General features: G+C 42.7%; 33 protein-coding genes and 1 pseudogene. 23 read left to right on the top strand and 11 right to left on the bottom strand.

Annotated features, from left to right (window positions below):
* Positions 1 to 7: 7 nt before the first annotated feature.
* Positions 8 to 436, bottom strand: coding sequence for a helix-turn-helix domain-containing protein (locus QE357_RS14725; RefSeq protein ID WP_106635717.1), 429 nt, complete (start codon positions 434 to 436; stop codon positions 8 to 10).
* Between the two features lie 679 nt (positions 437 to 1,115).
* Between QE357_RS14725 and QE357_RS14720 the strand changes: the two genes are divergently transcribed.
* From QE357_RS14720 to QE357_RS14710, 3 genes are all read left to right on the top strand, one after another.
* Positions 1,116 to 2,465 carry a flippase gene (locus QE357_RS14720; RefSeq protein WP_106635718.1) on the top strand — a complete coding sequence of 450 codons (1,350 nt, stop codon included), beginning with the start codon at positions 1,116 to 1,118 and terminating at the stop codon, positions 2,463 to 2,465.
* Positions 2,466 to 2,525: 60 nt separating this feature from the next.
* Positions 2,526 to 3,281: an FkbM family methyltransferase gene (locus QE357_RS14715; protein ID WP_106635719.1), complete on the top strand. Its 756-nt coding sequence runs from the start codon at positions 2,526 to 2,528 to the stop codon at positions 3,279 to 3,281.
* Positions 3,282 to 3,802: 521 nt separating this feature from the next.
* Entirely contained in the window at positions 3,803 to 6,250 is a 2,448-nt protein-coding gene (locus QE357_RS14710) for an alpha-L-fucosidase (RefSeq protein WP_309708881.1), read from the top strand.
* 211 nt (positions 6,251 to 6,461) lie between these two features.
* Here QE357_RS14710 and QE357_RS25045 read toward each other — a convergent pair whose 3' ends face one another.
* From QE357_RS25045 to QE357_RS14680, 9 genes and pseudogenes are all read right to left on the bottom strand, one after another.
* Positions 6,462 to 6,704 (bottom strand): HEPN domain-containing protein, encoded by a 243-nt coding sequence (locus QE357_RS25045; protein ID WP_409050269.1) that lies wholly within the window; start codon positions 6,702 to 6,704, stop codon positions 6,462 to 6,464.
* 7 nt (positions 6,705 to 6,711) lie between these two features.
* The gene (locus QE357_RS14705; RefSeq protein ID WP_309708877.1) at positions 6,712 to 7,053 is read right to left on the bottom strand and encodes a HEPN domain-containing protein; all 342 of its coding nucleotides are present in this window, start codon (positions 7,051 to 7,053) and stop codon (positions 6,712 to 6,714) included.
* Complete coding sequence (locus QE357_RS14700; RefSeq protein ID WP_309708874.1) at positions 7,050 to 8,078, bottom strand: DUF262 domain-containing protein; 1,029 nt, start codon at positions 8,076 to 8,078, stop codon at positions 7,050 to 7,052. Before QE357_RS14700 ends, QE357_RS14705 begins: the two co-directional genes overlap by 4 nt.
* A 64-nt stretch (positions 8,079 to 8,142) precedes the next feature.
* Entirely contained in the window at positions 8,143 to 8,805 is a 663-nt protein-coding gene (locus QE357_RS14695) for a hypothetical protein (protein ID WP_309708871.1), read from the bottom strand.
* A gap of 16 nt (positions 8,806 to 8,821) precedes the next feature.
* The gene (locus tag QE357_RS14690; protein WP_309708868.1) at positions 8,822 to 9,370 is read right to left on the bottom strand and encodes a hypothetical protein; all 549 of its coding nucleotides are present in this window, start codon (positions 9,368 to 9,370) and stop codon (positions 8,822 to 8,824) included.
* A 28-nt stretch (positions 9,371 to 9,398) separates the two neighbouring features.
* Positions 9,399 to 9,860, bottom strand: coding sequence for a PKD domain-containing protein (locus QE357_RS14685; protein ID WP_309708865.1), 462 nt, complete (start codon positions 9,858 to 9,860; stop codon positions 9,399 to 9,401).
* Positions 9,861 to 9,911: 51 nt separating this feature from the next.
* Positions 9,912 to 10,079, bottom strand: a pseudogene (locus QE357_RS25040) (PKD domain-containing protein); the annotation flags it as partial.
* 15 nt (positions 10,080 to 10,094) lie between these two features.
* Complete coding sequence (locus QE357_RS25035) at positions 10,095 to 10,418, bottom strand: PKD domain-containing protein (protein ID WP_409050268.1); 324 nt, start codon at positions 10,416 to 10,418, stop codon at positions 10,095 to 10,097.
* Between the two features lie 142 nt (positions 10,419 to 10,560).
* A complete protein-coding gene (locus QE357_RS14680; protein ID WP_309708862.1) occupies positions 10,561 to 10,719 on the bottom strand; it encodes a hypothetical protein in 159 nt (52 codons plus the stop codon).
* Between the two features lie 706 nt (positions 10,720 to 11,425).
* Between QE357_RS14680 and QE357_RS14675 the strand changes: the two genes are divergently transcribed.
* On the top strand, positions 11,426 to 11,698 hold the full coding sequence (locus QE357_RS14675; RefSeq protein ID WP_307140750.1) for a DUF3892 domain-containing protein: 273 nt from the start codon (positions 11,426 to 11,428) through the stop codon (positions 11,696 to 11,698).
* Positions 11,699 to 11,859: 161 nt separating this feature from the next.
* Here QE357_RS14675 and QE357_RS14670 read toward each other — a convergent pair whose 3' ends face one another.
* Positions 11,860 to 12,324, bottom strand: a complete 465-nt coding sequence (locus QE357_RS14670) for a hypothetical protein (protein ID WP_309708854.1) — start codon at positions 12,322 to 12,324, stop codon at positions 11,860 to 11,862.
* A 453-nt stretch (positions 12,325 to 12,777) separates the two neighbouring features.
* Between QE357_RS14670 and QE357_RS14665 the strand changes: the two genes are divergently transcribed.
* From QE357_RS14665 to QE357_RS14575, 19 genes are all read left to right on the top strand, one after another.
* Positions 12,778 to 13,050, top strand: coding sequence for a hypothetical protein (locus QE357_RS14665; protein WP_309708852.1), 273 nt, complete (start codon positions 12,778 to 12,780; stop codon positions 13,048 to 13,050).
* Positions 13,051 to 13,252: 202 nt separating this feature from the next.
* Positions 13,253 to 13,447 (top strand): hypothetical protein, encoded by a 195-nt coding sequence (locus tag QE357_RS14660; protein ID WP_309708849.1) that lies wholly within the window; start codon positions 13,253 to 13,255, stop codon positions 13,445 to 13,447.
* The gene (locus tag QE357_RS14655) at positions 13,444 to 13,752 is read left to right on the top strand and encodes a hypothetical protein (RefSeq protein ID WP_309708846.1); all 309 of its coding nucleotides are present in this window, start codon (positions 13,444 to 13,446) and stop codon (positions 13,750 to 13,752) included. Before QE357_RS14660 ends, QE357_RS14655 begins: the two co-directional genes overlap by 4 nt.
* Positions 13,739 to 13,963: a hypothetical protein gene (locus QE357_RS14650; RefSeq protein ID WP_309708843.1), complete on the top strand. Its 225-nt coding sequence runs from the start codon at positions 13,739 to 13,741 to the stop codon at positions 13,961 to 13,963. Before QE357_RS14655 ends, QE357_RS14650 begins: the two co-directional genes overlap by 14 nt.
* A 4-nt stretch (positions 13,964 to 13,967) precedes the next feature.
* Complete coding sequence (locus QE357_RS14645) at positions 13,968 to 16,721, top strand: DUF6371 domain-containing protein (RefSeq protein WP_309708840.1); 2,754 nt, start codon at positions 13,968 to 13,970, stop codon at positions 16,719 to 16,721.
* A 300-nt stretch (positions 16,722 to 17,021) separates the two neighbouring features.
* Entirely contained in the window at positions 17,022 to 17,312 is a 291-nt protein-coding gene (locus tag QE357_RS14640) for a hypothetical protein (RefSeq protein ID WP_309708838.1), read from the top strand.
* A 33-nt stretch (positions 17,313 to 17,345) separates the two neighbouring features.
* The gene (locus QE357_RS14635) at positions 17,346 to 17,714 is read left to right on the top strand and encodes a DUF3127 domain-containing protein (protein ID WP_309708835.1); all 369 of its coding nucleotides are present in this window, start codon (positions 17,346 to 17,348) and stop codon (positions 17,712 to 17,714) included.
* A 273-nt stretch (positions 17,715 to 17,987) separates the two neighbouring features.
* The gene (locus QE357_RS14630) at positions 17,988 to 18,323 is read left to right on the top strand and encodes a hypothetical protein (protein WP_309708832.1); all 336 of its coding nucleotides are present in this window, start codon (positions 17,988 to 17,990) and stop codon (positions 18,321 to 18,323) included.
* Entirely contained in the window at positions 18,323 to 18,727 is a 405-nt protein-coding gene (locus tag QE357_RS14625; RefSeq protein WP_309708829.1) for a hypothetical protein, read from the top strand. Before QE357_RS14630 ends, QE357_RS14625 begins: the two co-directional genes overlap by 1 nt.
* A gap of 105 nt (positions 18,728 to 18,832) precedes the next feature.
* Positions 18,833 to 19,189 (top strand): hypothetical protein, encoded by a 357-nt coding sequence (locus QE357_RS14620; RefSeq protein WP_309708826.1) that lies wholly within the window; start codon positions 18,833 to 18,835, stop codon positions 19,187 to 19,189.
* Positions 19,186 to 19,377, top strand: coding sequence for a hypothetical protein (locus tag QE357_RS14615; RefSeq protein ID WP_309708823.1), 192 nt, complete (start codon positions 19,186 to 19,188; stop codon positions 19,375 to 19,377). The genes QE357_RS14620 and QE357_RS14615 overlap by 4 nt, the downstream gene beginning before the upstream one ends.
* A 4-nt stretch (positions 19,378 to 19,381) precedes the next feature.
* Positions 19,382 to 19,765 (top strand): hypothetical protein, encoded by a 384-nt coding sequence (locus QE357_RS14610; RefSeq protein ID WP_309708820.1) that lies wholly within the window; start codon positions 19,382 to 19,384, stop codon positions 19,763 to 19,765.
* 98 nt (positions 19,766 to 19,863) lie between these two features.
* Complete coding sequence (locus QE357_RS14605; RefSeq protein ID WP_309708817.1) at positions 19,864 to 20,097, top strand: hypothetical protein; 234 nt, start codon at positions 19,864 to 19,866, stop codon at positions 20,095 to 20,097.
* A gap of 247 nt (positions 20,098 to 20,344) precedes the next feature.
* Positions 20,345 to 21,100: a DNA methyltransferase gene (locus QE357_RS14600; RefSeq protein WP_309708814.1), complete on the top strand. Its 756-nt coding sequence runs from the start codon at positions 20,345 to 20,347 to the stop codon at positions 21,098 to 21,100.
* A gap of 60 nt (positions 21,101 to 21,160) precedes the next feature.
* Positions 21,161 to 21,565 carry a hypothetical protein gene (locus QE357_RS14595; RefSeq protein WP_309708811.1) on the top strand — a complete coding sequence of 135 codons (405 nt, stop codon included), beginning with the start codon at positions 21,161 to 21,163 and terminating at the stop codon, positions 21,563 to 21,565.
* On the top strand, positions 21,540 to 21,836 hold the full coding sequence (locus QE357_RS14590; RefSeq protein WP_309708808.1) for a hypothetical protein: 297 nt from the start codon (positions 21,540 to 21,542) through the stop codon (positions 21,834 to 21,836). Before QE357_RS14595 ends, QE357_RS14590 begins: the two co-directional genes overlap by 26 nt.
* Before the next feature lie 48 nt (positions 21,837 to 21,884).
* Positions 21,885 to 22,181, top strand: coding sequence for a hypothetical protein (locus QE357_RS14585; protein ID WP_309708804.1), 297 nt, complete (start codon positions 21,885 to 21,887; stop codon positions 22,179 to 22,181).
* Positions 22,182 to 22,183: 2 nt separating this feature from the next.
* Complete coding sequence (locus tag QE357_RS14580; RefSeq protein ID WP_309708801.1) at positions 22,184 to 23,470, top strand: hypothetical protein; 1,287 nt, start codon at positions 22,184 to 22,186, stop codon at positions 23,468 to 23,470.
* Complete coding sequence (locus QE357_RS14575) at positions 23,467 to 24,435, top strand: DUF6712 family protein (RefSeq protein WP_309708798.1); 969 nt, start codon at positions 23,467 to 23,469, stop codon at positions 24,433 to 24,435. Before QE357_RS14580 ends, QE357_RS14575 begins: the two co-directional genes overlap by 4 nt.
* Positions 24,436 to 24,441 lie beyond the last annotated feature (6 nt).

Here is a 24,441-nt window from a genome sequence, read left to right as displayed (position 1 = left end):
GATAAAGTTAATCCTTGAACCGTTCCCAGCGAATGAGCATGAATTTATCGCCCAGTTCGGTAACCAGTACGCCAGAGCTTCGCAGGTTTTCGCGGTTGGCAAAGTAATCAGCCAGCTCCTTATGATTGAGGATTTTGTAAGTGGGTTTATACTCAGAATTCTTGGGGATTTTGATCTGGTACTTCTTTACCCAGTTCATCACTGAAACGTGACTGACACCGAGTAGCCGCTCGATTTCTCGGTAGCTAACTCCTTCAATATAAAGTTGCAAGGCCTTAATGACGTAATACGTACTAATCCCTTTTCCTAACTTGTCTACGGTGAAGTGATACTGACAAGCTTTACAAAAAAAACGTTGCCGATCTTTAATAACCCCCGATTTGGTAACGTCCGAAGAATCGCAGCGGGGGCAATCTGGATGTTGCGTTGAATCCATTCGCTTACAATTGAGTAGCAAACATATAGCTAATTAGCAGAGAATGGAGAATAAAATGACATTTTTTCAAGAAAGGTATAAATCATGGAATTAAAACTACGTATGAAAATGCTTTATTAAATCTTAGGTAAGAATGACTGGAGACAATACCGGGTAGTATCATAAGACTTATACTAGGCATCTCTGTGAGATTCACGTCAAAGAAATAGCTCTTAGCAACTGATGACTCTTGCGTAGGTTCTGGGTTGGTCAACTCGCAGACTTTCAGGCAGATAGGATATAGGAGTAACACGATGAATAATTATGTTTAGAGTATATGTACTTATTTTATAGATACATGATTATTAAATTCGTTGGCGATACGAGAAAGAATTTAAGAAAATATACCATTTTTGCGAAAATCTGAACAAGCAACTTACATGGCAACCTTCTTTGATTTATTGATTTCATCAGGAGAATCACGTGCTCTTGAGCCCATTCGTGCGGGTCTTCAACACTGATGCCAGTATATTTATATGGACTACCTTATCTTTGATAAGCGATAGGTCTCTTCCATTATACCGTTTTAGGTTTTCTTGTATAATGTACTGAAAGACAATAGATAACATATCTGTAATGCTTCCATTTAAGTAAATGATAACTACTTGAAAAGGGGATAAAAGCACCTATTATAAACTTTATGACGGAAGTAAAGTCACCGAAACTAGGCAAAAATATCAGTAAGGCTTTAGTCAGTGTCGGATGGATATTTTTTGATCGGATTTTCCGCATGGCGGCAGGCATGGTTATTGGCGTCTGGCTGGCTCGTTACCTGGGACCTGAGCAATTTGGGCAGTTAAACTATGCCATGGTGTTTCCTGCTATTCTTTTACCCCTGGCAAGCTTGGGGCTGACCTCAGTGGTGGTGACAGAGTTAATAAACCCTAAAACTGCCTCCAGACAAGAATTACTGGGCACTGCCTTTGTATTGAAACTGCTGGCTGGGTTGGTTGCGTACCTGCTGGTGGGTGTGGCTGCTTATTACTTTTGTAAAGAGCTCACCCTAGTCTACATGATTCTTTTCTCCGCATCTACGCTGGTTTTTCAAAGTTCAGATGTCATTGATCTGTTTTTTCAGGCCGAGGTGCAGGCCCGCCGCTCCGTATTAGCAAAGTTCATTGCTTTTATTCTTTCAACGTTGCTTCGTACGTACCTATTAGTCTCACAGGCTAACCTTATTGTTTTTTCGGCTTTAATATTTCTGGAGGCTCTATTAGGAGCGTTGTTCTTGTTGTTTTTTTATAGCCGATACCGTTCAGAGTCTTTATTGCAGTGGCGTTTTGATCTTTCTCTGGCCAAACATTTGTTGTTAATGTCCTGGCCCTTGATCGTAAATGAATTTTTTATTTTTATTTACATGCGGGCCGATCAGTTTATGATTGAAAGCCTGGCAGACAGTGCTGAGTTAGGCAGGTATAGTGCTGCCTTACGTTTATCTGAAGTCTGGTATTTTATTGCTACCGCATTAGTATCCTCCTTTTATCCTTCCATTCTTCAACTAAAGAACAGCGACGAGGCCGCTTTCCACAGGGGTTACCAGCAATTACTTACCTTACTCGCTTTCATTAGTATCAGTATATCTGTAGGGACTTGCTTTTTTGCGGATACACTGGTTAATCTATTGTTTGGCAATCAGTATGAAGGCGTAGCTCAAATTTTGATTGTGCATATCTGGGCAGGCGTATTTGTCTTTCTAGGCGTAGGCACTTCCAATTGGTTTATACTATACGGACATCAACGCTTTATGCTTTATAAAACGCTGATAGGAGCTCTTGTAAATGTGATCTTAAATCTGGTCTTGATTCCTACCTATGGAGCAGTAGGAGCTTCTGTAGCCACATTAATCGCCTATATGTTATCAGCTTATTTGCTAAATTATTTCTCTGTACCTGTGCGACTTATCTTTCGTATGCAAACGTTGGCGATAGTGGACACGTTCCGTCTAAAGGCAGTACGCGATCTAGTACAGCGTTTTAAAATAAAAAGTTAAATTCTACGGTCAATAAACCCTCGTTTACTCAATCCCTTACCTTTCTAAAAGCTTGCGAACATGTCGAACTTCAATCAAGTGAAAGTACTTTTTAATTATTTGCCTTTTCTGGACGCCTTACAGATGTCTACTTTTTATTTTTTCAGAAAGCTGTTCAGAAACGACGTATTTTTAAGTTACTCTCAGATGGGAGAGGATCGGATTATTGCCAATATGCTCCCGGAGGTAACTACAGGATTTTATGTAGAGGTAGGTAGTAACGAACCTGTACATTTTTCTAATACGTTTGGCTTTTACTGCAAAGGCTGGCGGGGAATTACCATCGATGCGAATAAAAGCCTCGTAGAAAAACACAGAAATCTTCGCTTAAAGGACATTCCATTATACGCTGCGGTTTCTAATACGGAGACTGAAGTGGTCTTTACCGAGTATAACATGCATGAGCTAAATACGATTGATCAGCGAACGGTAACCGTGTTGGAAAAGGATCAGAAGGTGAAGGTAGTGGCTGAACATCGACTAAAAACCCGTACGCTAACAGATCTTTTGCAGGAAAATTTACCAACAGGGCAAACCATAGATTTTCTTTCTATTGACGTAGAAGGCCATGACTGGGAAGTATTGCAATCCCTGGATTTATCAATTTATCGTCCCAGACTTATCGTCATTGAAATGCATAGTTTTGATCTGGAGAAGTGTGCTGAAAACGCCATATACGCGTATTTGACGGCTAATGGATATGTTTTTAGCGGGTACGCCGTCTGGAATGGGTTCTTCCTTGACCAGCAATACCACAAACGTTCGGACCGTCATTGAAATGATTTTTTCGAAAGCTCCAGCTAACACTAGCCTGGCTAGTGTTGGCTGAAGCTTTCTATGATCGCAAGAGCAGTTGGAAGAGGATCGCTAATGTAGTAGATGATACGCGGGCATGATAGAATACTAATGATGCAGAGATCCGTGGATCAAAAGGAATGTACCTCTTGGCGGACTATTATAAAATTACTTCACTAGAACCATTCAGGTCAATATATACGCATTTAGAAAGCCGACGTTTCTCAGTCATTCATACGCCAGGAGCTATAGGGTTTACAACCGATAGGTATGCTTCTTTGCCAAACATAGATCAATACGGGAGGTCGGATTAAAGCGGATTATTTTAGGTACGCTTTCGTTGTAATGAATGAATAGATAAGAAGATAACATCACTGGAGGAACCACGTTGGCTCAAACTGTAAACTTTACTCGTGGTTATACATACCTGAAAACAGGGAAATGATCACAAGACAGGCCCTATCGAATTCTATCGTTAGTTCCACCCTTATTGCCGGCAACGAATGAAGGCTTTCCTGAGTTTACTAATTTCTTTAATGCCCCTTGCCCTGTGGGCACAGTTGACCATTACCACCACCTCCAGTACCGCGTATAGGAAGGATCGTGGAAATGCTATTTACCCGGCTTTTGTAGACCATTTGCCTTACCAGAGTTGGACGGAAGCGGGCAGTAAGGATTATTTTCAGCTTCGGGCGGAGGGAGGTAAGTACTATTCCTGGATTCTCACGCAGGGCCACCTGCCGGATGGGTTAAGCCTGAGTACAGAGGGCCGGATTCAGGGTACTCCTGAAAAAGAAGGTACGTACACGTTTACGGTACAGGTAACTTCGGGGAACCGATCCGCCTCTAAAAAGCTAACAATGGTAGCGGAACCCTACCGAGCTCAGTGGTATGAACGGGCCAAATTTGGCGTGAATGTGTCTTGTGGGTTTTTATCAGAACCGCGAATCGTGGGTGCCTGGACGATGCCCAAAGACACCATTCAGGCTAAAATAAGAAAATTGGAAGCCCGAATGTCTGCCTTTGATGCTCAAACCTGGGTAAATGAAACGGTTAATTTGGGAGGTAAGTTTTTAAACTATGCCGGACATTCGTTTGATGCCTGGCGAATGTGGCCTTCGACTACGCCCACGAATGGGGAAATGAAAACGACCCGAAATTACGTGGGTGAGCTAATAACTGCCTGCCATAACAAGGGAATTAAGTTCATCAGTTACTTTGCTCCTGATAAGGGAGGCAATCCAGATAATACGGATTATGCCGCCTGGGATCCCAAGATTGCTACTGATTTTGACGCTTGGGGTACAATGAATATAGGTTTGTGCCGGGAACTCGTAGACATGGGGGCGGATGGACTCTGGGTAGATGTGGGAGCAACACCTGAACTATTTACCGTAGACCCTCGCTGGTTTGACTGGCAGAAAATTGTTGCCTATGCTCGGACTAAGAACCCGTACTTTATCTTTCTATCGAACCCTGGTATTCGTGCGTTTGGTTCAGTGGTAAACTACCCTTATAATGATGTAGCTGTTTTTGAGGGAGAAGCACGGATGGAAAGCGTGTTGATTGGCGTCGGGCATCTTCCGGCGGCCAGGAAAAAAATGGCGGCGGAAACGAGTATTTTACTGGATAAGGAATGGGCCTGGAGTCCCAGCCGGGGAACGCCTAACGTTCCGGCTAAAGACCCTGAGGTAATAATCGATTTTATTAAACGAAACTGGGCCAATGGGGCTACCGTATCCCTGAACTGGCCCGTGCGAGTGGATGGTACTTTCATTGTTCCCGAGTACCGAGCAGCCCTTACCAAAATCGGGGCCTTCGTCAGAGCTAATCAGCCCTGGTTGCCCGCTCCCGAGCTGCAAGAAGCGGGAGGTCAGGTGACCCTAAAAGCCGTGGGGGGTACCCGAATTTTTTATACGACAGACGGGAAAACACCCGGAAAGAATAGCCGGATGTTCACGGGTAAGCGCCCTGTCTCAAAAATGATCAGAGCCGTTGCTATTGGTAAAAACGGAAATAGTAGTCGTGAAGCCCAAAGACCAGCCAGGGTAGTCGAAAGTCTGGAAGGATATAGCACCGGATTTGCTTCCTCAAAAGACTATACATCCCGCATCGATACGCTGGGGTATTTTCGGGGAATGCGGGTGGTGGTAGGAGCTTCGGACCTAACTCTGGCCGCAGTTGGACATCCTGATGCTGGGCAGACCAGCCACGAAATACTGATTAAGGAATACGCGACGGATAAGCCTGTGCTGGTCTTTAAAGGATCAGCCGTAGTCAAAGAAGCGGGCTTTAATTATCTGCTAATTCCTGAAACGCGGCTGGAAGCTGGGCATTCTTACCTCATTGCATTTAAAGAGGCCGGCTCCTACAGGGCCCATACCCTTACCGTGGTTCCTCAAAACCCGGATGTACGGATCGTAGAAAAATACATTCTCAACGCCCAGGGGGATCGCATCCCCGTTAAGAAAGATGGCTACGGAGCACTGCTGGCTCTGAAATACAGGCGTGATTCAGAAACCAGTAAAAATCTGGCCTTAGGCAAGCCCGTGGCCTTTCTGTCCAATAAAAATGGAGCTCTTCTGAATCCGAGTGCTGAAATTCTATTTCCTGAAAATGGCGTGGATGGCGATATGAACACAGTAGCGATAGGCGGGGGAGAATATGCCTATACCTACCGGATTGACCTGTTAGAATCGACGGAGATCCGGCAGATAAAGCTGTTTTTTTATCCCGAAAACATCGCTACTGAGCTGGAGATTTATACCTCGCTGGATGGAAGTGATAAGACCAGAAGGCTAAGCATGGACAACGCGAAGTTAAAAACGGAATTATCGTTGCCTTTAGGAGTAGTAAACGCAAGGTATATATACATTAAAGCCCTTAAACCCGATGGACCAGAACAGCCCGGTGCACAGATGAGTATCAGGGAAGTTCAGGTGTTTAAGTAAGTAGGTGTTGTGTAATTCTAGTATGTTTTGAAGGTTTCTGTATTGAAATTTTAGGTAAAAGAGGATAATGGACAAGGACAAGATACTGTAATTGTAGGAGATGAGATTGCAAAATATGGACTTAATATAGCTGGCAGTAGTATGTTGTTCTTGATAGACTTAAGTAATATATAGGAGTCAGGCTAATTGTATTAAACGCTTAGCCTAACTCTTATTGTAAATGTAAACATACTATTTTATCAATGTTAGTCATATACTCAACTAAAGAATCAATATGTCTTAGAAGATCTTGATTGGAAATGTCAGACGCCTCATCATTATGGTGTAGCACTTTGTTTCTTTTATTAACAATATTATTAACGCTTTCCTTTTGAATATTAAAAATATCATTTTTATCCAAATCAATTCCAAATTTTTTAAATAAGGACTTGGTTCTAAAAGGATTGCCTGATATAAATTCATCAAGCTGATTTTTTTATACCTATTTTTAAATTCTCATATTTTATTTCATTTTCTTTTAATTCTTTATCAATTTGAAAATGCCATCTTATAAGATTATGAGGAAGTTTTGCTGTGATTAATCTTGAATTTATTTCATTTATAATGACCATGAGTGAATCTTTTAAATATGATTCTAGGTATGCACACATTGTGACTAAAAATGATTTATTAAAAAAATTAGAGTTTTCGTAAATTAAATCATCAACCGGTTCGCTAATTATTCTTTTATTAATTGAGTTAATTATATGTTTTAGTTGTTGAAGCTGCTTTAGATAGGTATCTAAATAGGGTGTTTTTATCATAGTAGTGTAGATAGTTTTTCTTTCCAAAGTTCTCTTCTTTTTAAAATAGAACTTTTTAGTTGGGTTCCTCCTGATAATGACTTTGTGAATTTTGAATCATTACATAGTTCATTAAATTTAATAATAACTTCACTTTTATTTTTCTTAAGGAATTCTAGATCTAAGTCTTTGAAGCTCCACATTAGTAAATCATAATAGACTAAACTTTGTCGTTTTTTGCTTTTAGTTGTATCTACAAATGGATTGTCTTCAAATACATATAGGCATTTCTCAAGGGTTGAAGTAAAACTCTCTTTTAGTACATCAATATCTTCTTTTGGTAAATTTTGATTGGCTTCCATGTAGTTATCTAGATATTTAGATAACTTATCTTCATAGTCAGATAAATTAGTCTGAAGAGCAAAAAATCTTAATACCATTTCTTCGGGCTCTCGGCTGTCTTTTTCGGTAACCCCAGATACGCCATTTCCGAAAGTATTGACATAATCTATTTTAGATAATTCTGTTAGTAATATATCCAAACTGCCTGGAAATATAGCATGTCTTATTTCTTGAGGTGATAATTGAACAGCACCTTGATTTAATCTAGCAAATATTTCTTTAGTTAGTTCTTTTGGATTTTCCTTTCTTAAAATGATGCATCTAATTGTAGTGCTTTCCAATTCACTTCTAAATTCTCCAAGTTCAGAAAAATACTTGTTATTCAATTCTTTAAATACTGTTAATCCTTCAAGTTTAAATTCATCATTGAAAAACCTTTTTATAGTTGTTATTCTTTGAACTCCATCAATAACATCATGATTACCCTTTTCATTTTCAGCAAAATAGCATGCTGGTAGTGGAATTCTCATTAAACATGATTCTATAAATTTAGATCCTCTTTCATTTCCTTCTTTATCCCATTTGTATTTTCTCTGAAAATCAGGGTTTAATATTAATTTAGGTGGATTAGTATTAGATCTTGAAACTAATGTTTCAAAAGGATAATCAATTGGATACAGATTTAATGTTTTGATATCTGGCATGAATTTCTGAATTAATTTGTTATAGGTGTACTTATTGACAGAATATAGTTTTTTTATAAAACTATCAAGTAGTTCGTGAAATAAAGTTTGTTATGCCTTGTAACATTAAATATACTTGGTCTTTAGTATATTCTGTAAATTTCCCGTGTGCTGCTTTATTTCTTAAGTCAAGCCATGATACTATGCTTTTTTGGTCAAGTTTGGTATATACATTAGTACTTCCAAGTTCGGAATTCATTAGATCCGCTTTTTTATGTATAGGTCTACCATCTTTTACAATTTCTGTTGGGATAGAATTTTTTATACATAGTTGACGAAGATGTTCTTCTAATACACTTCCGGCCATTACTGCGGCTGGATCTTTGTAGTTCTCTTGCAGTAAATATTCGGACATTTCTAAGAAATCTGAAAATATTTCTGCTGATACTAGCTCTTTTACAGTGAACAACCATCCTCCGTATATTTCTTCTCTAGCAGCTCTTAGTATACCTTTACCAACTTCTGTGTAATATAAAGTGGAGTCTCTTACATCATTTTTGAATTCTTCAAAAAAAGGATGCTCTATTCCAAAAACATTTTTTAAAAAAGATAATGAAGATGACCTGAATTCATTGTAGAGTTCAGTAGAAACGGATGATCTGAAATCATCTGAATTTGTAGTAGATAATAGATTATTACCTAAACTAATTAATTCATCAATTCTTAATTTAATACTTTCAATTTTCATATTATAATTATTTAATTCATGATACAGAACTGTTTTCCAAAGATGTGATTCTATTATTTAGGTCATTGGATATTTTATTTAAAACTAATAATAAATAACCTTTGGTATTTTCTAACGTCAAATCATCTGCTAAAGAAAATCCATGATACTCATGAAGGTGCTGCTTTATATCTTCTATCTCATGAGGCTTTAGATTAGAAAAGGGGTTTTCATCTTTGTAGATTGCTAAAGGAGAAAGATGGATAAATGCACAACCTAGTTTATATACAGATTGAGTCCAATAATTTAAGTTATTTGCAAAATCTACCATTTGTTTGTCAGTTATTTTGGCTGAGGAATTAGGTCTAGTCCATCTTTCATTACATAAGGTTTGATTAATATAGTGTTCTCGAGTTTCTGTATCATTATTTGCTATAAAAATAATTCTAACTTGAGAGTCAAGTTCTTGCCTTATGATTGACAATAGTTGACCATATAATTGTCTTTCAAATAGTATCTGACCTGCTTCTCTATTTTCCAACGACCTATCTCTTAAAATTTTGCAGAACTTTTGAATTGATGTCATATTGTTAGTATTATATATATGATTTGGGTTAATTCAACCCTAACTTACTACATTTTCCATTTGATATAGTAATAGTCCCACCCCATTGAGCTGATCCGTTTACAGCCTTTGCTGTAACATTGTATACTCCGGCCGTTTTATTAATAGTTACATTACCATTATCCCCGCAGTCAGGAGTAGAACTGCTGTAATACACGGTAATTCTACCTTCATAGGAACCGCCGATATACACATCTACGGTACCTAAACCATTTCTCGTCAGATATATAATTCCCTGACCAGTTGTAGAAATATTATTGATCTGAACGGTCTTATAACTGGTAGATTGACCGCCAGGGCCTGTTGCCGTTAGCGTAACTGTATAGTTACCATTATTCTTATATGTATGATAGGGGTCTGGTCCTGAACCTATGCTACCATCACCAAAATTCCACTGATAGGTTGTTGAGCTGCCAAACTTGCTTACTAATCTTACTTCTCCATTGGCCATATACTCTACGCCAAAATCAGCACTTGGTTTCGAAATACTAGTAATTGTTACGGTCTTGGTGGCTGTGGATTGACCACCTGGTCCCGTGGCCGTTAGGACGATTGTGAAAGTGCCGTTTGCTTTATAGGTATAATTTATTGTCGAGCCAGAGCCCGTGCCTCCATCACCAAAAGTCCATTGATAAGTAGTAGACGATTCTCCTTTACTACTTACCTTAATTTGGCCTTCGGTTAATTATTGAATGTCGAAATCGGCATTGGGTTTAGAATTTTTAATAGTAATGGTATCTGTAAAAGTCATGGTACCACCTTTTCCAATAGCCGAAAGCGTTACTGCATATTTCCCTCCCTTTGCATAGGCATGACGTGGATTCTTATCAGTAGATTTAATACCATCGCCAAAATCCCATCCAAACTGATCTGCATTTTCAGACTCATTAATAAAGGTTACCTCACAAGGTCCTTCACAGTTGTTATTGGCAAATGTGAATTTGGCGACAGGTGGCTCAGGGTCTTTTTTACAGGAAAAATGAAAGCAAAAGAGAAAAGTAGAAGTAATATATAAATACGCATAGGGTTATCAGATTGAACTTTTAATAATATGTCTGAACAGTGGGAGAGGTTATCAGAAAAAATGAGAATTTTTTAAATACAAAATCGTAATAATAAAACCCTGATAGATCTATCAGGGTCATACCAAGCTAATAGCCTTGTAACAGCAGTTTATCGGTATACAAAGCTGATGTCACCATGATGACCCCAACCCAGGTAGTCAAAATTCTTCCAGACTTTACGACGCTTAATTTTACCTGCTTCGTTTTTGTAGCCGCTTTGATAACTTCCGGTTTTCCAAAGTTCATGATCTGGGTACATTAGGTTTTGTTCCTTGGGAGGAGTGGATGAAGTAGCAATAGCTGTAATTAAGCCTCCCACTCGGATAGAAGAAAAGTGGTGAGGTACGTGCCTGTTCCTGCTCCTTTCTATGCCTTGTAATACTGATAAGCATCCTGAGTGACTGAATTATACAAAGCATTTTGTCTTTGGGTGCGTTATCGCTGAAGTAAGTTACTGGCGGAGCTTCCTGTGGTTTTGCTTCTGTAGAGGTAACTATCTTTCTGCTTTTCAGCGGCGGTAAGGGGCTAATTAACTGGAAAGGGGCAACGCATGGTTTGAATCTAGCACCAGATGAAGCGTTAATGAGTGGATTTTATAGGGCTTCTTTAGCAAACGACGTGCGGACGGGTAAACCTGAATCTCTAACACCTGAAATCTCTCTGGAAGGTGGGAAAACGTGGGTAAATAACGATGAACTAACGGCTAAACAGAACCGTCACCCAATTGTACGAGTTTGCCAAAATGCAAATGGAATGGAACGTTCGTCGTTGGTCAAAATACAATAATGGATGCCAAACCTTTGGATGTGACTTTTAAAGTAAAAGGATTGCAAAATACGATTCGGTTACGCGACCGGGAAATCTATATGGGAAGAGTACAAAAAAACTGATTTTAGTTGATAACCTTCTGAAGAAAAGGCAATTAATCAATGTAAACTAATTATAACATCTTATGTCAAATCGTATCACTCACATCAGAAAGCCAAACGTAGACAGTAGCGTAGAACACATAACTCATGTAAAAGGGACTAATTCAAATGGTGTTTTTGAATATCCTGTATCTACAGTTATCTACTACATAAAGCAAGGCTACGAATTTTATGTACAAGCCGGAAGTGAAAAAGCTATTGTCACTTATCAAAAAAGTGCATATGGAAATGAATATATAAAGACAAAACCTGATTCTACTCGAAGAGACAATTTGCTAAGTCTTCCGCAATTTTAAATAGTTGTACGGAGCTATATTAATCGCGATGTATTATTAAAGTAGAGTGACTAAAGCGTGACCAGAAATGAAAAAAGCCTGATTATCTAATTGATAATCAGGCTTTTAGCAGAGGGTGAGGAGCCCTGAGGGTAACGGTTAATTAACTGAGTAAGACCATATTAGCCACGAAGACTAACGGGGGTGCCTGTAACTATGCCAGTGGGAAGGCCCAAAAAAAAAGGGTTTCCAACTGGTAAGCGGTCAAACAAGACACCCTCAAGCTTTCCCATGTCACCGCTACTAAGTAGCCGCTTTTGCAATTCTACAGTGTATTGCAAAGCTTCGATAGTTTCATTTTGAAGCTTAATTCTTTCCCTTAGTTCAGATTCCAAATCACTGCCGCCGTTAGCCTTAACCGTTACAGGCTTTTGAAACATTTCGCCGGTTCCTTTCATTAACCAAGTCGGGTTAACTTCCGGGTACTTATTTAAAATATCTTCCAGAATTTCAAAACCGGGTTTGCTTCTTCCTTCTGTAACATTTGTAATAGTGGTGCTATTTCTGCCTAAGCTTTTTCCGAACGAATTGTTATTCATTCTCAACGCTTTGACCAATTCGGCGATTCTATCGTTTACTGTCGTCATAATAATTGAAATTGAGACGTTATAAATGCCCTCTATTGGGTAGAAATTCAGTTGAAAAATTAAATAATTAAGTAATTGAAAATCAAAATATTAAAACTTAATTTTAAATATTTGATAAAATAATTCACTTAAAAATTGGAAAATGGTTTTCGTTTGCCCTACATTTGGGTAGAAATCAGGCAGAAAAATAGCTGATTTACGGTTCAAATATAGCTGAAAAGAGGTAGAAATTTCAAGTTTAGAGTAAGTGAATGGCAAATTCAGCGTTTGTCTGGTTTCTACAGCTGACGAAAAAACCCCCTCTAAAGCGGTCCTATGCTGGTTTTTATTAAAAGATGAAGTTTGTAACCTATTGGTCCTGACTTAAAATCAATCATCCTGAATTTTTCCCGTTGGAATGGCTACGTATATACAAAGCCGTTATGAATTATATTTTTATTAATTATGGAAGAAATGGTACAGCGTTTAAACACAATTGCAGCAATCTGGAACGGCGGTCGCATTCCAGATAAGCAGAAAACCCTCATTTTAAGAAAGTACCGGGACAAATTCGGTATCAGTAGGCATACGGCTAACAATACCCTAGTAGGCAACGGAAAGCGTAGCCCTTCAGCCGTGGACCCCAAAGAGCTGCGGTTCTTAGAAAAGGAGCTTTCTAACGTAATAAAGGAGTATAAAGCCATTGAAAAAGAGCCCTCTATACTTGAACCCCTGCTAGACGACTAATGCAAGAAATTGGAGTTCTCGTTTTCGTGGCCTTGTGGGTTTTGTCGTTGCGTGGTGATGCTAAAGCCCCCCTAAAATGAGCCCGGCCTTTTATCTGACCAGCTTTATTTTTATCCTGGTTGTCCTGCCTTACGTTTTCCGTTCCAAACATTCGGATACGTACCGAAAGAATTAAGTTTTAACCCCCTCAAACGTCTTAAAAATGCTTTTCCCCCTCTTTATCGCCCTGCCAGGTGAACAGGTCACTATTTGCCTAAAAAAAAGGAATTACAGCGGCCAGGTAACCCACGCTTCAGCCGTAGACACTACCGGCGACGGTGCAAAAACGCGGTATATCGTCAAGGTCGCCGGGCACGATCTGGAACTAAACGAAAACCAAATTCAACCCAAACTATGAAAGCCTCACATAAAAGAAAACCAGTTCATTACGCCAATATGCAGGGCATGGTTCATAAGATTAATCTAGCCCCTCTATGCCTGGAAGAACTCGAAAAAGTCCTGGATTCTAAAGGTTCAGCTTCATTGACTTACCGCCAAGTCGTAGCAGGAATAGAGCTGATTCAATTGGAAAAAACCAAATACGAGAAAGGTTCTCCTGAGTATGTTAAGTACTCCGTTATGGAGCTTATTCTATCTGGCCGGAAAATGGAAATCATTATTGTAATGCAAAAATTTAACCGACTCCTCCATGCAGCTATCTGAACTAACAAACTTCGTCCAAATTGGAGGCGTTTCTTTACTCACTACGCCTAAGCTTCTGGAAGGCAAAGAATTGGTTAATACCAAAGTCACTTCCTTACAAACCCGCCCAAGCCCTTTAATGGATTTTCAAGCTAATGAGCTTGATTTTCTTATTCGAGTTCTCAACGCGATCCAGCAGGAACTCGATAGCCGTAACCCTTTCCTGCAATAAAGTAATGAGTGAATATCCTTTCAGATTTGAACGTAACAAGAAAAAAGGCACGTGCCCGGCTTGCGGACATAAAGGCGTTTTTAGGCATTACGAAGACTTACAGGGCAACCGCCTAAACGAAGACTGGGGTCGTTGCGACCGCTCCAGCAAGTGTGGGTACCATGCCGCCCCGAGTGGGAAAGTTTTCGAGAAAGCCCCGAACTACGTCCCGCCGCCAGAACCTACTATTATTTACCCAGAAGGCCCGGAGCTGGAACAAATAACTAAAAGTTTAGTAGATTTAAATTCTAACTTTCATCAATTCGCTCGTACCCTTCAGGTTTCAGACGAACACTTAACCAAGTGGCTGGTCGGAACCAACAAAAAGAAAATGACCGGCTTTGTTTTCAAAAATCAAAGCGGCCAGATTATGAATGTGAAGTGGATTCGCTACAACGAAAACGGAAAGCGAGGCCACGGCGAATTCGACGAATACAGCTTAAAACAGCCCAAGGCTGAAGGCTTCCGGTACGCTCAGTGTCTCTATGGTGAGCACTTGTTACCCGAAGACAAAACCGTCCCGGTTATCGTCGTAGAAAGCGAAAAAACCGCCGTTTTAGCGTCGTTCTTTTATCCAGCCTTTGCTTGGGTTGGTTGCGGGTCTGCTAACGGCCTGACAGCGGCGAAAATTACGGTTTTACTAGGTCGGAAAGTGTACTGGCTGGCCGATGCTGACATCGACGGCAGACAGAAAGCCTCAAGCTTAAAAAACCTTTTCAACTTCGCTATTAAACACAAAATCGTCGATCTTTTCCCAGATCGGACGGATGGTTGGGATATTGCCGACGCCCTGGCCGCTGGCGTCCGTCCTGAGTTAGCGGAAGCCTGCGAGGCTGCCGAATGGGTGAGCCTGGTTATTCCTGAGCAAAAGCCCGAACCCAAGCCAGAAGAGCTGGAGGCGGTGGCGGAAATCATCACGGACCCGGAAGAAATGGCTCGTATCACGGCGGAAAAGAAAGCCGCCGCCGCCGCCCTTCAGGAAGAGTTGTACGCAAAAGTTCGGTACAACCTGGACACGTACGAAATTGAAGTAAGGGCGGGGAAATTTTTCGAGACGGTAGCCGAAGACTTTCTCTTATATATCAAGTATAAGACCGAAGACGAGTACGAACAAATTACTTGGATTCTGGAGCTAAAAACGCCCAAAGGAAGCATATTCGTTGAAGTCATTCACGAAGACTTTTGCTCGGCTCGCAAGCTTAAAAATTTAGTGGCCGCCAAACGCCTGAGCCTTAAAATTACCGAGGCACACCTGGACGAACTTCGCAGCTACTTATTCCGTAAAACCGAGTTTTCGTCGGCGGTGAAAGTGTTACGCTATGGCTACCACGTGCCGTCAGGGGCTTACTTCTTTGCAAACATCGCTATTCACAACGGCCAGACCGTACAACCGGACGAGTTCGGTATCATCAAAGCCGGTGACGAGTTTTTGTCGATACCTCAAAGCTCCAAATCAAAAGCCGCCAGGTACCTAACCAGTGATTTAGCTATATCATTTAACCGGTTCTTTTCTAAATATGCTGAAGCTCACCGATTTGAGAACGCATTTTTACCTATATGCTTCTATATTTTTAGCCTGTTTCGCGATCATGCACTCCGTTATAAAAACTTTTCGCCTATTCTATTCCTGAAGGGTGGAGCCGGGACGGGAAAAAGCTCGATGGTTCGCGTTCTTACGTCAGCATTTGGACGAAAACAGGAAGGGGTAAACCTAAAAAATAAGAACACCGACGCTTCCCTAGTTAAAATCATGGGTCAGACGTCTAACATGATTGTATGGTTTGACGAATACCACAACGAGTTAGGCAGTACCGAGGGTTTGCTGCAGGCCGCCTACGATAATGACGGGTACCACCGTTCCAGCGACAACACCACCAATGAAACAAATACGGTAGATATTCACTCAGCCTTGGCTTTAACTTCCAATTACCTGCCGGACAATCCTATTTTCTTTAGTCGTTGCGTTTTTCAGCCCATTACCAGCCAGGACAAAACGGAGGCTCAGCGGATGGCATTCTATCAGCTGGAGGAGTGGCAAGAAAAGGGGCTTAGCTGCCTAACGGTCGAATTACTCCAGCACCGTGGACACCTGGTCGCTAATGACAATTACGGCACCGCTTATGACCGACTTTACACGGCATTTAAAAACCGTTTTCACGGCGAGAACCTGCCGGAACGTCTCTATGCGAATTTGTCGCAGATTATGGCCGCACCGCTTCTTTTTCAATCGCTCGGCCTGATTCAAATACTCGAATTTGAAACCACCGACGAAAACGAAATACTGGAAGCATTCGTCGAGATCGGCACCGCCAGCATTCGCAGACAGCACCGGATTCATTCGGAAAAATCAGAGCTGGCCGCCTTCCTGGAAATCCTGCAAACACTTTACGACTCGGCAGTTCTTCAGGACGAGATCCACTTTAGAATACAGGGCGACGAAATCAGCCTATGGTTCCCGCAATTGTACAATTTGTACGCACCACGCTATCGGCAGATATACATGAAAGCACCCGCTGACAAGGATACACTTCAAAGCGAACTAGCAGCAGCAGTCGGCAAAAGTGAGTGGTCAGAGATTACCAAAAGCATACGATTCCGTAATGATGGCGAGGGAAACTCCGCCGCTCCAACTACTCCAAGAAAGAACTCATGTATAGTGAACTACAGGACTTTACAGGACAAATACGGGTTAGATTTTGAGAGCAGACACCCCCGGTAAATCAAAAAAAACGTCTTGTTAACAGAAAAAAAATTCAAAGAAACTACCTGAAAAAGTGACTACACGACTACAAAAGTACTTAAGTATCTGATTATCAATTAAAATAGTGTAGTAAAAGTGTAGTCAAACTGTAGTCAAAGTGTAGTAATGTAGTTTTTGTAGTCACGGTGACTACAATTTGACTACAAAAAAAATGAGTTAAGTTTCTGAAAATGAGATAATTAAAATTTTGTAGTCGTGTAGTCAGGAAACAAGGGCCAAAACTCAGAAACACATTGAAAAATTAACAACACTTTTTTTATGCAAAACGGAATAGTACAAGAACCCGAAAAGCTGGAATTATCCGAAAATGGCCGCTTAGGTAGCCGCTGGCGGGATGAAAAAGGCAGAATGTTAGTGGTATTCCAGAAAGAAAAAAACTGGGTATCGTCGCCCGTACCATGTTGGCAATGCGTAAACATTACCCTACTGGTTCTGGAGCAGGAAGACTTCGAAAAAATGCCTTTTGAAAGGTTTGTCCACCAGGTCGCAACGGGTAAAATCAAACGCTACATTCCTGAAGCACCACCCAAGCAAATACTCCCTTTTTAATAACTTTTAATTAACCCTTTCACAAGTAACAAAATGGCAGATTCCAATTCAGTAACAGGCAAGTTTTTAGGAGCAGGAACAACCCGCGAAGTAGGTCAAAACGGTTTTTTAGTTCGCTCGTTCTGGGTAGATATTACGACAAACCCAGAGTACCCCAACACCCCCGAGTTTCAGCTGAAGGGAGACAAGGTCGCCCTGGTCGATAATCTCACCAAAGGCCAGCAGATTAAGGTTTCCTATAATCTTAACGGTCGCAAGGTGAAAGGTAGAGACGGGAACGAAATAGTTATTACCAACCTGGATGCCTGGCGTATTGAAGTGATCAACACTACCAGTGCCGCCACGATCAACACACCCAAAGCCGAGCCTGTAGCCGCTGGCGGTGACGATCTACCATTTTAAAAACCCAAGCCCCGCCCGGTTGGGTGGGGCTCCCTTCAGATGAACATCGTAACAAATTGCCTTATACTGGCCGCTCAATTTGCTGGAGTCTGGCTGATACTAAAAAAGCTTTTTACTCTTATTCAGCACACCACACAAGACTAGCTAAATGAATATGTTAACGAGTATCACAAGGGTTTCTTTAGCACTTCTTTTCTGGGGTCCGGTTGCCCTTTTGGTTTCCATTTTTGCCATAGTTGATTTTATCCTTTCACCCGCTAAATACTTCCAAAAATGAACGGAGCAATGATCGCCACCAGCACAAAAGAAAAAGCTTTGGTACGCTGGTTAAATATGCAGGTAGCCCACCGCTTATTGTCAAAATCTGAGCTAAAGGGCAAGCTGGGTCAGGAAGTGGAAGCCGCCCGCAAAAAGGCAATGGCTGGACTAAATGAGGCTGATTTAGGCCCGATTAAGTTAACCAGTACCATACTTGAAACCCTGGCTTTAAAACTCATTCGCTGCAAGGATGTGGCAACACTGGAGCAAGCGGTTTCCTATGCCGAAAGCTTGCTAGTTGGCGAAGTCCTAATCGTTCAGGACGACGACACCTTAAAACAGAATCTCTAATGCCTTTCGACCGGAAGAAATACCACCCGAAATGGTCGCTTATTACTCGGATGGTACGCAGGCGGGCCGCCAATTGTTGCGAAGAATGCCGGGTCAAAAACGACCGCTTTGTCATACGAGGGAAGGGCAAACAGAAAGGAACCTACCGATACGCCACCGGTTGCGAAATAATCGAATTTCAAGGCTTACGACTGGAAGGCGTCGGGTACTGGAAAGCCGCTAAACAGCTAGGAATGGTTCGGGTGGTGCTGACGATATCCCACCTGGACCGGGACCGGAAAAACAACCGTTTCGACAACTTGAAAGCCCTTTGTCAGTATTGCCACCTGAACTACGACCGTCCCGTTAATAATTGGCTAAAAGCCTACGGGAAAAATGAATCTACATTACCACTCTTTAACTAACTCAACTATGTTTTTTGTTGCCCTAGGGGCTCTCGTTACCGTTTTGATGGTAGCAGGCTTGTACGTTGACTTTTCGAAAATTTTAAGAAAGAAAGGAGGTAAAAAATGAAACGTTATAAAGTAGAAGTAACCCGCGTCGATGAGTATGTCATTGAAATTGACGAAACCATAATTAACCAGGAATGGATCTCCGAATTTGAAAAGTTTTTTTGGGACGTTAATGACTTAAAAGACCTGGCCTCACACCTGGCGATAGTGCAGGCAACCGAGGGAAAAAACAGCGGAATGATTGAGGGATTCGGCCACATTACCCGAGATGGTGAGCTGCCGTTTTCGTGTGAAGACTATGATTCTAACGGTGTATTACTGCCCGAGGAAGAACGGCGTAAAGCAGAACCAGGCTTTAATATTAAAATAAGGTATGAGGAAGAAATTGACACCTATATAACCGAACTAAAATGAGAATGATAAGTACCAATGCCCGCCAGCCACAGACTGATTGCTGGTGTGTGGTGTACGTTCCCGGATGGTCAGAAAGTGGTTTCGACGTTGCCGAGTTTCGGAACGGTTTCTGGTTCAATCAAAACGGCCAACTAATCACCATAGGCGTAGAAGCTTGGGTATATTCTGACGACTTTAAAACCCCTTAGTAATATGACTTTAGAGCAGTTTCTCCAGAAAAGAACAAACTTAAATAAGATGAGCGAAGAGTTTGAGAAAACCATGAGTTCAAACCTTCGTGACCTTGAAAATGAATTTATAGAAGCCAATGCCAGGACACAGAAAGGACTGGTGTATGAACTAGCAGATAAGGAAGTACACCCTCATTACTATAAACGTTTTGTAGTTGATAGTTTTACTCTTTACCAAGGCCCAAAACCTACCATATATGTTTCTGGCCGTTGGATGAATGAAGAAGACAAGCCCGCAGAACAAGCCTTCCTGCCTGAATGGTGGTTTACTAATCCTGCAATTTTTAAAATTTCAGACAATCAAACGATTAGAAAAAAGGCACCAATCATACCAAGAAGTAAGTAGTATAAAACGCCCGGCCATGTAAAGGCCGGGCGTTTTTTTCGTCCTATCGGGGGTGAGTACCGGGTATCAGTTTTGCATCGATCAAAACACTGTTATCAATGGCACAAATTCAAAACACAACGGCAAAGGCTGGAGGCGTAGGCTTTTTACCACTTTTATTCCTGGTCTTTTTAGTACTCAAACTTACTAGTGTCATCGACTGGAGCTGGTGGTGGGTTACGGCACCGCTTTGGGGGGTAATGGCTTTGTTAGTTATTGGCTTCTTTCTTTGGTTTTTAATTATGTTCATTCGGGTACTAATCCGAGTAACAAAAAGGGAGGCGAAGAAATGACCGAGCTAGAAAAACAAAACCTAATTGTTAGTCAGATTGAAGTTTTACGAAAGGTCGTAGAATCTTGTCGAACATTAGGGGAACATAATCTTGCCACGCAAGCAATGGACAAAATGCTAACGCTTATTGCTCGTATGAAGTAAAAAAAAGCCGCTCAACTATCACAGCTGAGCGGCTTTTTTTGAGTCCTTCTGGCCGCCAGGCCGATGGCTGAATTTTGGGGTATCAATTTAAATACCCTATAAAAGTGGACCCTATTATTACCAACACTTACCAAATTTTCCATGGCGATTCCCTGGAAGTTCTTCGTTCGATGCCTACCGCTTCCGTCGATGCGATCATCACCGACCCGCCGTATTCCAGCGGTGGTCTGATGCGTTCCGACAAAATGAAAAGTACCACGGCTAAATATCTGGGCAAAAATGGCGGTGGCCGTCCGGCCTTCAGCGGCGACAACCGCGACCAACGTAGCTGGATTATGTGGTGTATTCTTTGGATGAATGAGTGCCGGCGAATCTTAAAGCCAGGCGGTTACTTCCTGGTATTTACCGACTGGCGACAGCTACCTGCTTGTACGGATGCTTACCAGGGGGCCGGGATGATCTGGCGAGGAATAATCAGTTGGGACAAAGGACGGGCCGCCCGTGCCCCGCACAAAGGCTATTTTCGTCACCAGTGCGAGTATGTGATTTGGGGAACCAACGGACCCCTGGCCGTTCCTGAAGCGGACGGCGTACACCCTGGACCGTTCGACGGCAGCTACACCATTCCCGTAGTTCAGTCTGAAAAACTTCACCAGACCGCGAAGCCCGTTTCATTCATGCGTAAACTCGTGAAATGCGTGCCGGCTGGAGGTGTCATCCTAGACCCCTTCATGGGTTCCGCAACTACCGGCGAGGCTGCATTAGAGGAAGGCTGTAAGTTTTGGGGCGTAGAAATGGGGGAGGACTATTTTGATATTTCCGCCTTTCGATTGAAGACCGTAGCTGAAGCCTTAGCCTAACCCCCAAAAGCCCCTTTCTAAGTCCTTTTTGGGGTAGGGGAGGGGCTAAATATTTGCACCATGCTACTAAAAATTATTTCCCTTTTCTCGACAGCCTGGCAATTCATCAAAAGCAACAAAACTCGCTTTTTCGTTGAAATTGCCCTAGCCGTTTGCTCGGCTGGTATTAGTTGGGGAGTAACCAAACTAACCAGCGGCAAAGACCTCAAAGCTTGCCAGGACGAACGCCTGGCGATGCTAGAGGAAGCCCGCCACAACCAGGCCACTATCGAGGCAATCAAGTACGCCGGTATTATTTCCAATCTACAAACCCAAATTACCCAGGCTAATGAAAAAAATTTACTTCAGCGGCAGAAAAACGCTTCTGATACTATTCGCCGTCTGTCTGAGTTGGAGGCTATGCGGGCAATCAACGCACACATTCGACAGCCTTCAGGTAATGAAGGAGTACGCCCGAAACGCTAAGGCCGTCCTGGATTCGCTGAGCCGCTTTGAATTCACGAAAGCCCGGTACGCCAACCTGCTAAACCAGTACGCCCAGGAACAACAGCGGCAGCTCACCCTATTGGTTCGCATTGAACAGCTGGAGCGGCAAAACGAACAGCTGAGCAAAGCCCTAACCAAAACCGAAACCCAACTGGCTGAAGAGATCAAAAAGCGAAAGGGCAAAGGGTGGGAAAACTGGTTTTGGCGAGCCCTGGCCGCTGGCTTCATTTACGAAAGGTCACGCCACTAAAGCGGTCCTTTCTATGGCTATTCAAACCCGCCACTTTTGGCAAAAAGAATGGCAAAAAAGACAATTAAACGGCGGGCTATGTTCGCCGAAATTCACCAGGACACGGTCGGCGATAAGATTCACATCTTTTCGGTTCTGTACCGGAAGAAATCAGACGGTACGCTGGGGTATAAGCCCCGAGTAAGTAAATCACTTCAGCGATTGCCAGGCACTTCCGGTTACCGCCAGAATGTTAATACTAATCACATTTTGTTGCTACATGACCACGACACTAAACGCCCCTTCGAGGTCTTAATCGATTTGCTAGTCGAGTACAACGAAATGATAATCGACCACACAGTTTAACCATGTATCAAATTTCTGAAAATCTATTAATGATCGAGGCCAGGGGCGGCGGGGCACTCGTAGAACTTTCCGGGCGACGAGATGCCGCCTATGGCGTTACATCGTCTTTTCAAGCTAAAAACGACTATCTCGACCACGTCCGGTGGGGAGCTGCCGACAACCAGCCCAACACCATAGCCCACGTGATCGAGCGAAACAACCAGGTACGCGGCCAGCTGGACACCTTACGGGATATGCTCTATGGTACAGGTTTGGGCTTTTTCAAGCGAGTGATCGAGAACGGAAAAGTTAGCTTGGTCCCGTTTACCGACGACCGCCTGGAGGAATGGGCGGACGCTACCAACCTGCAAGCCTACGCAATCGCCAGCATTAACCAATTTGTCCAAAATGCAAACAGTTTTACTCGCCTGGTGTACGACCCGGTAAACACCTGGCATGAGCTGGAGGTTTCGGATTGTTTCGTGACTCGAATTGGTAAGCCAGGGCAATACGGCGTCTTTGAGTATCATACCAACCCTTATTTTGGTGAAGGGACATTTTTCGATAAAAACGCCACCGAAAAAATCCCCGTTTTCGACCCCAAAGCCCTGCCTGGCGAGCAGGCCATTGTGACCATGTACCACGGCAAGGCCGATATGCCCGGCAACCCCTTTTATTCCTATCCAAGCTGGTGGTGTGCGATTGACTGGATAGAACTCGCTAACCTCATTCCCCTTTTTCACAAAAGCGGCTTAAAAAACGGGTACAACATTAAGTACCTTATCAAGATGCCGCAAGACTACTTTAATAAGGAAGGCGAGCGGACCCTGGACGCCAAAGAGGTGAAAAGTAAGTGGAGTAATTGGGGTAATAACCTGAGTAGCTGGATGAGTGGGACGAATAACGTTAATAAGAGCATGATTATTAAGTATCTCCGTGGACAAGACGGAAAAATGCTCGATAACATCGACGTTATACCCATGAAAAACGAAATGAGCGACGACGCCTATTCTAAGGTGTGGGAAATGTCGAACGTTTCTATTTCCAACGCTATGGGCTTAATGCCTACGCTTTCCGGTGTCAATCCGGGCAAGGGCAACGACTCAGGTTCCCAAATACGGGTAATGGCCGATTATCAGCAACACTTCCGCACGGCAGTTCCCCGCCACGTAATTACCAAACCCATTCTTTTGGCGTTGCGGGCAATGGGATACAAAGACGTTGTGCCGGCCTTCAAAGACGTACAAATAACGACGCTAGACGCAAACCCCAACGGCGTAGCAGCTACGGTAAATCACGGTGCCGCATGATCTTAACACAACCCCTATTTAAAGCCCGCTTAGGAGCCGTGCAGACGGCAACCACTTGGGCAACGGTTGAGCCCTTCATTCTTGCCGCTGAGCGTGGTTTTCGGGAGCGAATCGGCAGCCCCTTATTTAACTATTTGGAGGGGCTGTCTGACATCGAGGCGACAGACTACCAGCTGCGAGTACTGGCTGAAGGAGCAATCGCTTGGGCGTCTTTGTTTCGTGCCCTTCCACACCTCAAATTCCGTATTGGTGATCTGGGTTTAATGAAAAACAGCCCGGCCAATACGATAGCCATCACGAAGTGGGAATATATCGACAGTAAAGAAGCCGTTCAGCAAGAAGCCGACGATTGGCTGGAGGATTTTTTCCAGTTGCTCGAATCATTACGGCCTGCCGTTTGGACCGCTTCCATAGGCTACCAACGCCGGCAAGCTCATTTCATTCGTTCGACAGACGAACTCGCCCGGTTCGTTTCGCTCGGAGGTGGCCGAAATGGGCGGTTCTTCGATATGCTGGTGCCCTACATTGCTAAGGTTGAAGAGCTTTACATTTCGCCGGTGTTGACAGATTCCGACTTCGAAGACTTGCTGGAGAAATGGAAAGACCCCGAGGCGAGCTGGAGCAAAGAGGAAACCAAAGCCATTGAATATATTCAAAAGGTCGTCGCCCCAATGTCCTACTATGAGGCTTTTCCTTACCTGCCTTTGCAAGTAGACTACAAAAGTTTTTCAAGCCCCCGCGTGAAGGATGGTCTTGTCGATGAACGGGAACCCGAAGCCAACGACGTAAACACCCTGAAACGCCAGCTTTTTATGGACGCTGAGCTCTATACAGCCAAACTAAAAAAGCACCTGGATAAAGTAGCCAGTTCAACCCTTTTTCCCGGCTATTTCGACGCCTATAAAAAGGCAGCCCCCGTCGAAAAGCCGGACGATTTTACCGATACTCCACACGTAATTATTTAACCCCCT

This window comes from Siphonobacter sp. SORGH_AS_0500, from assembly GCF_031453245.1.
Classification (GTDB): Bacteria; Bacteroidota; Bacteroidia; order Cytophagales; family Spirosomataceae; genus Siphonobacter.
Note: the sequence above shows the minus strand (reverse complement) of the source record. Positions and strands in the feature narration are given on the sequence as shown.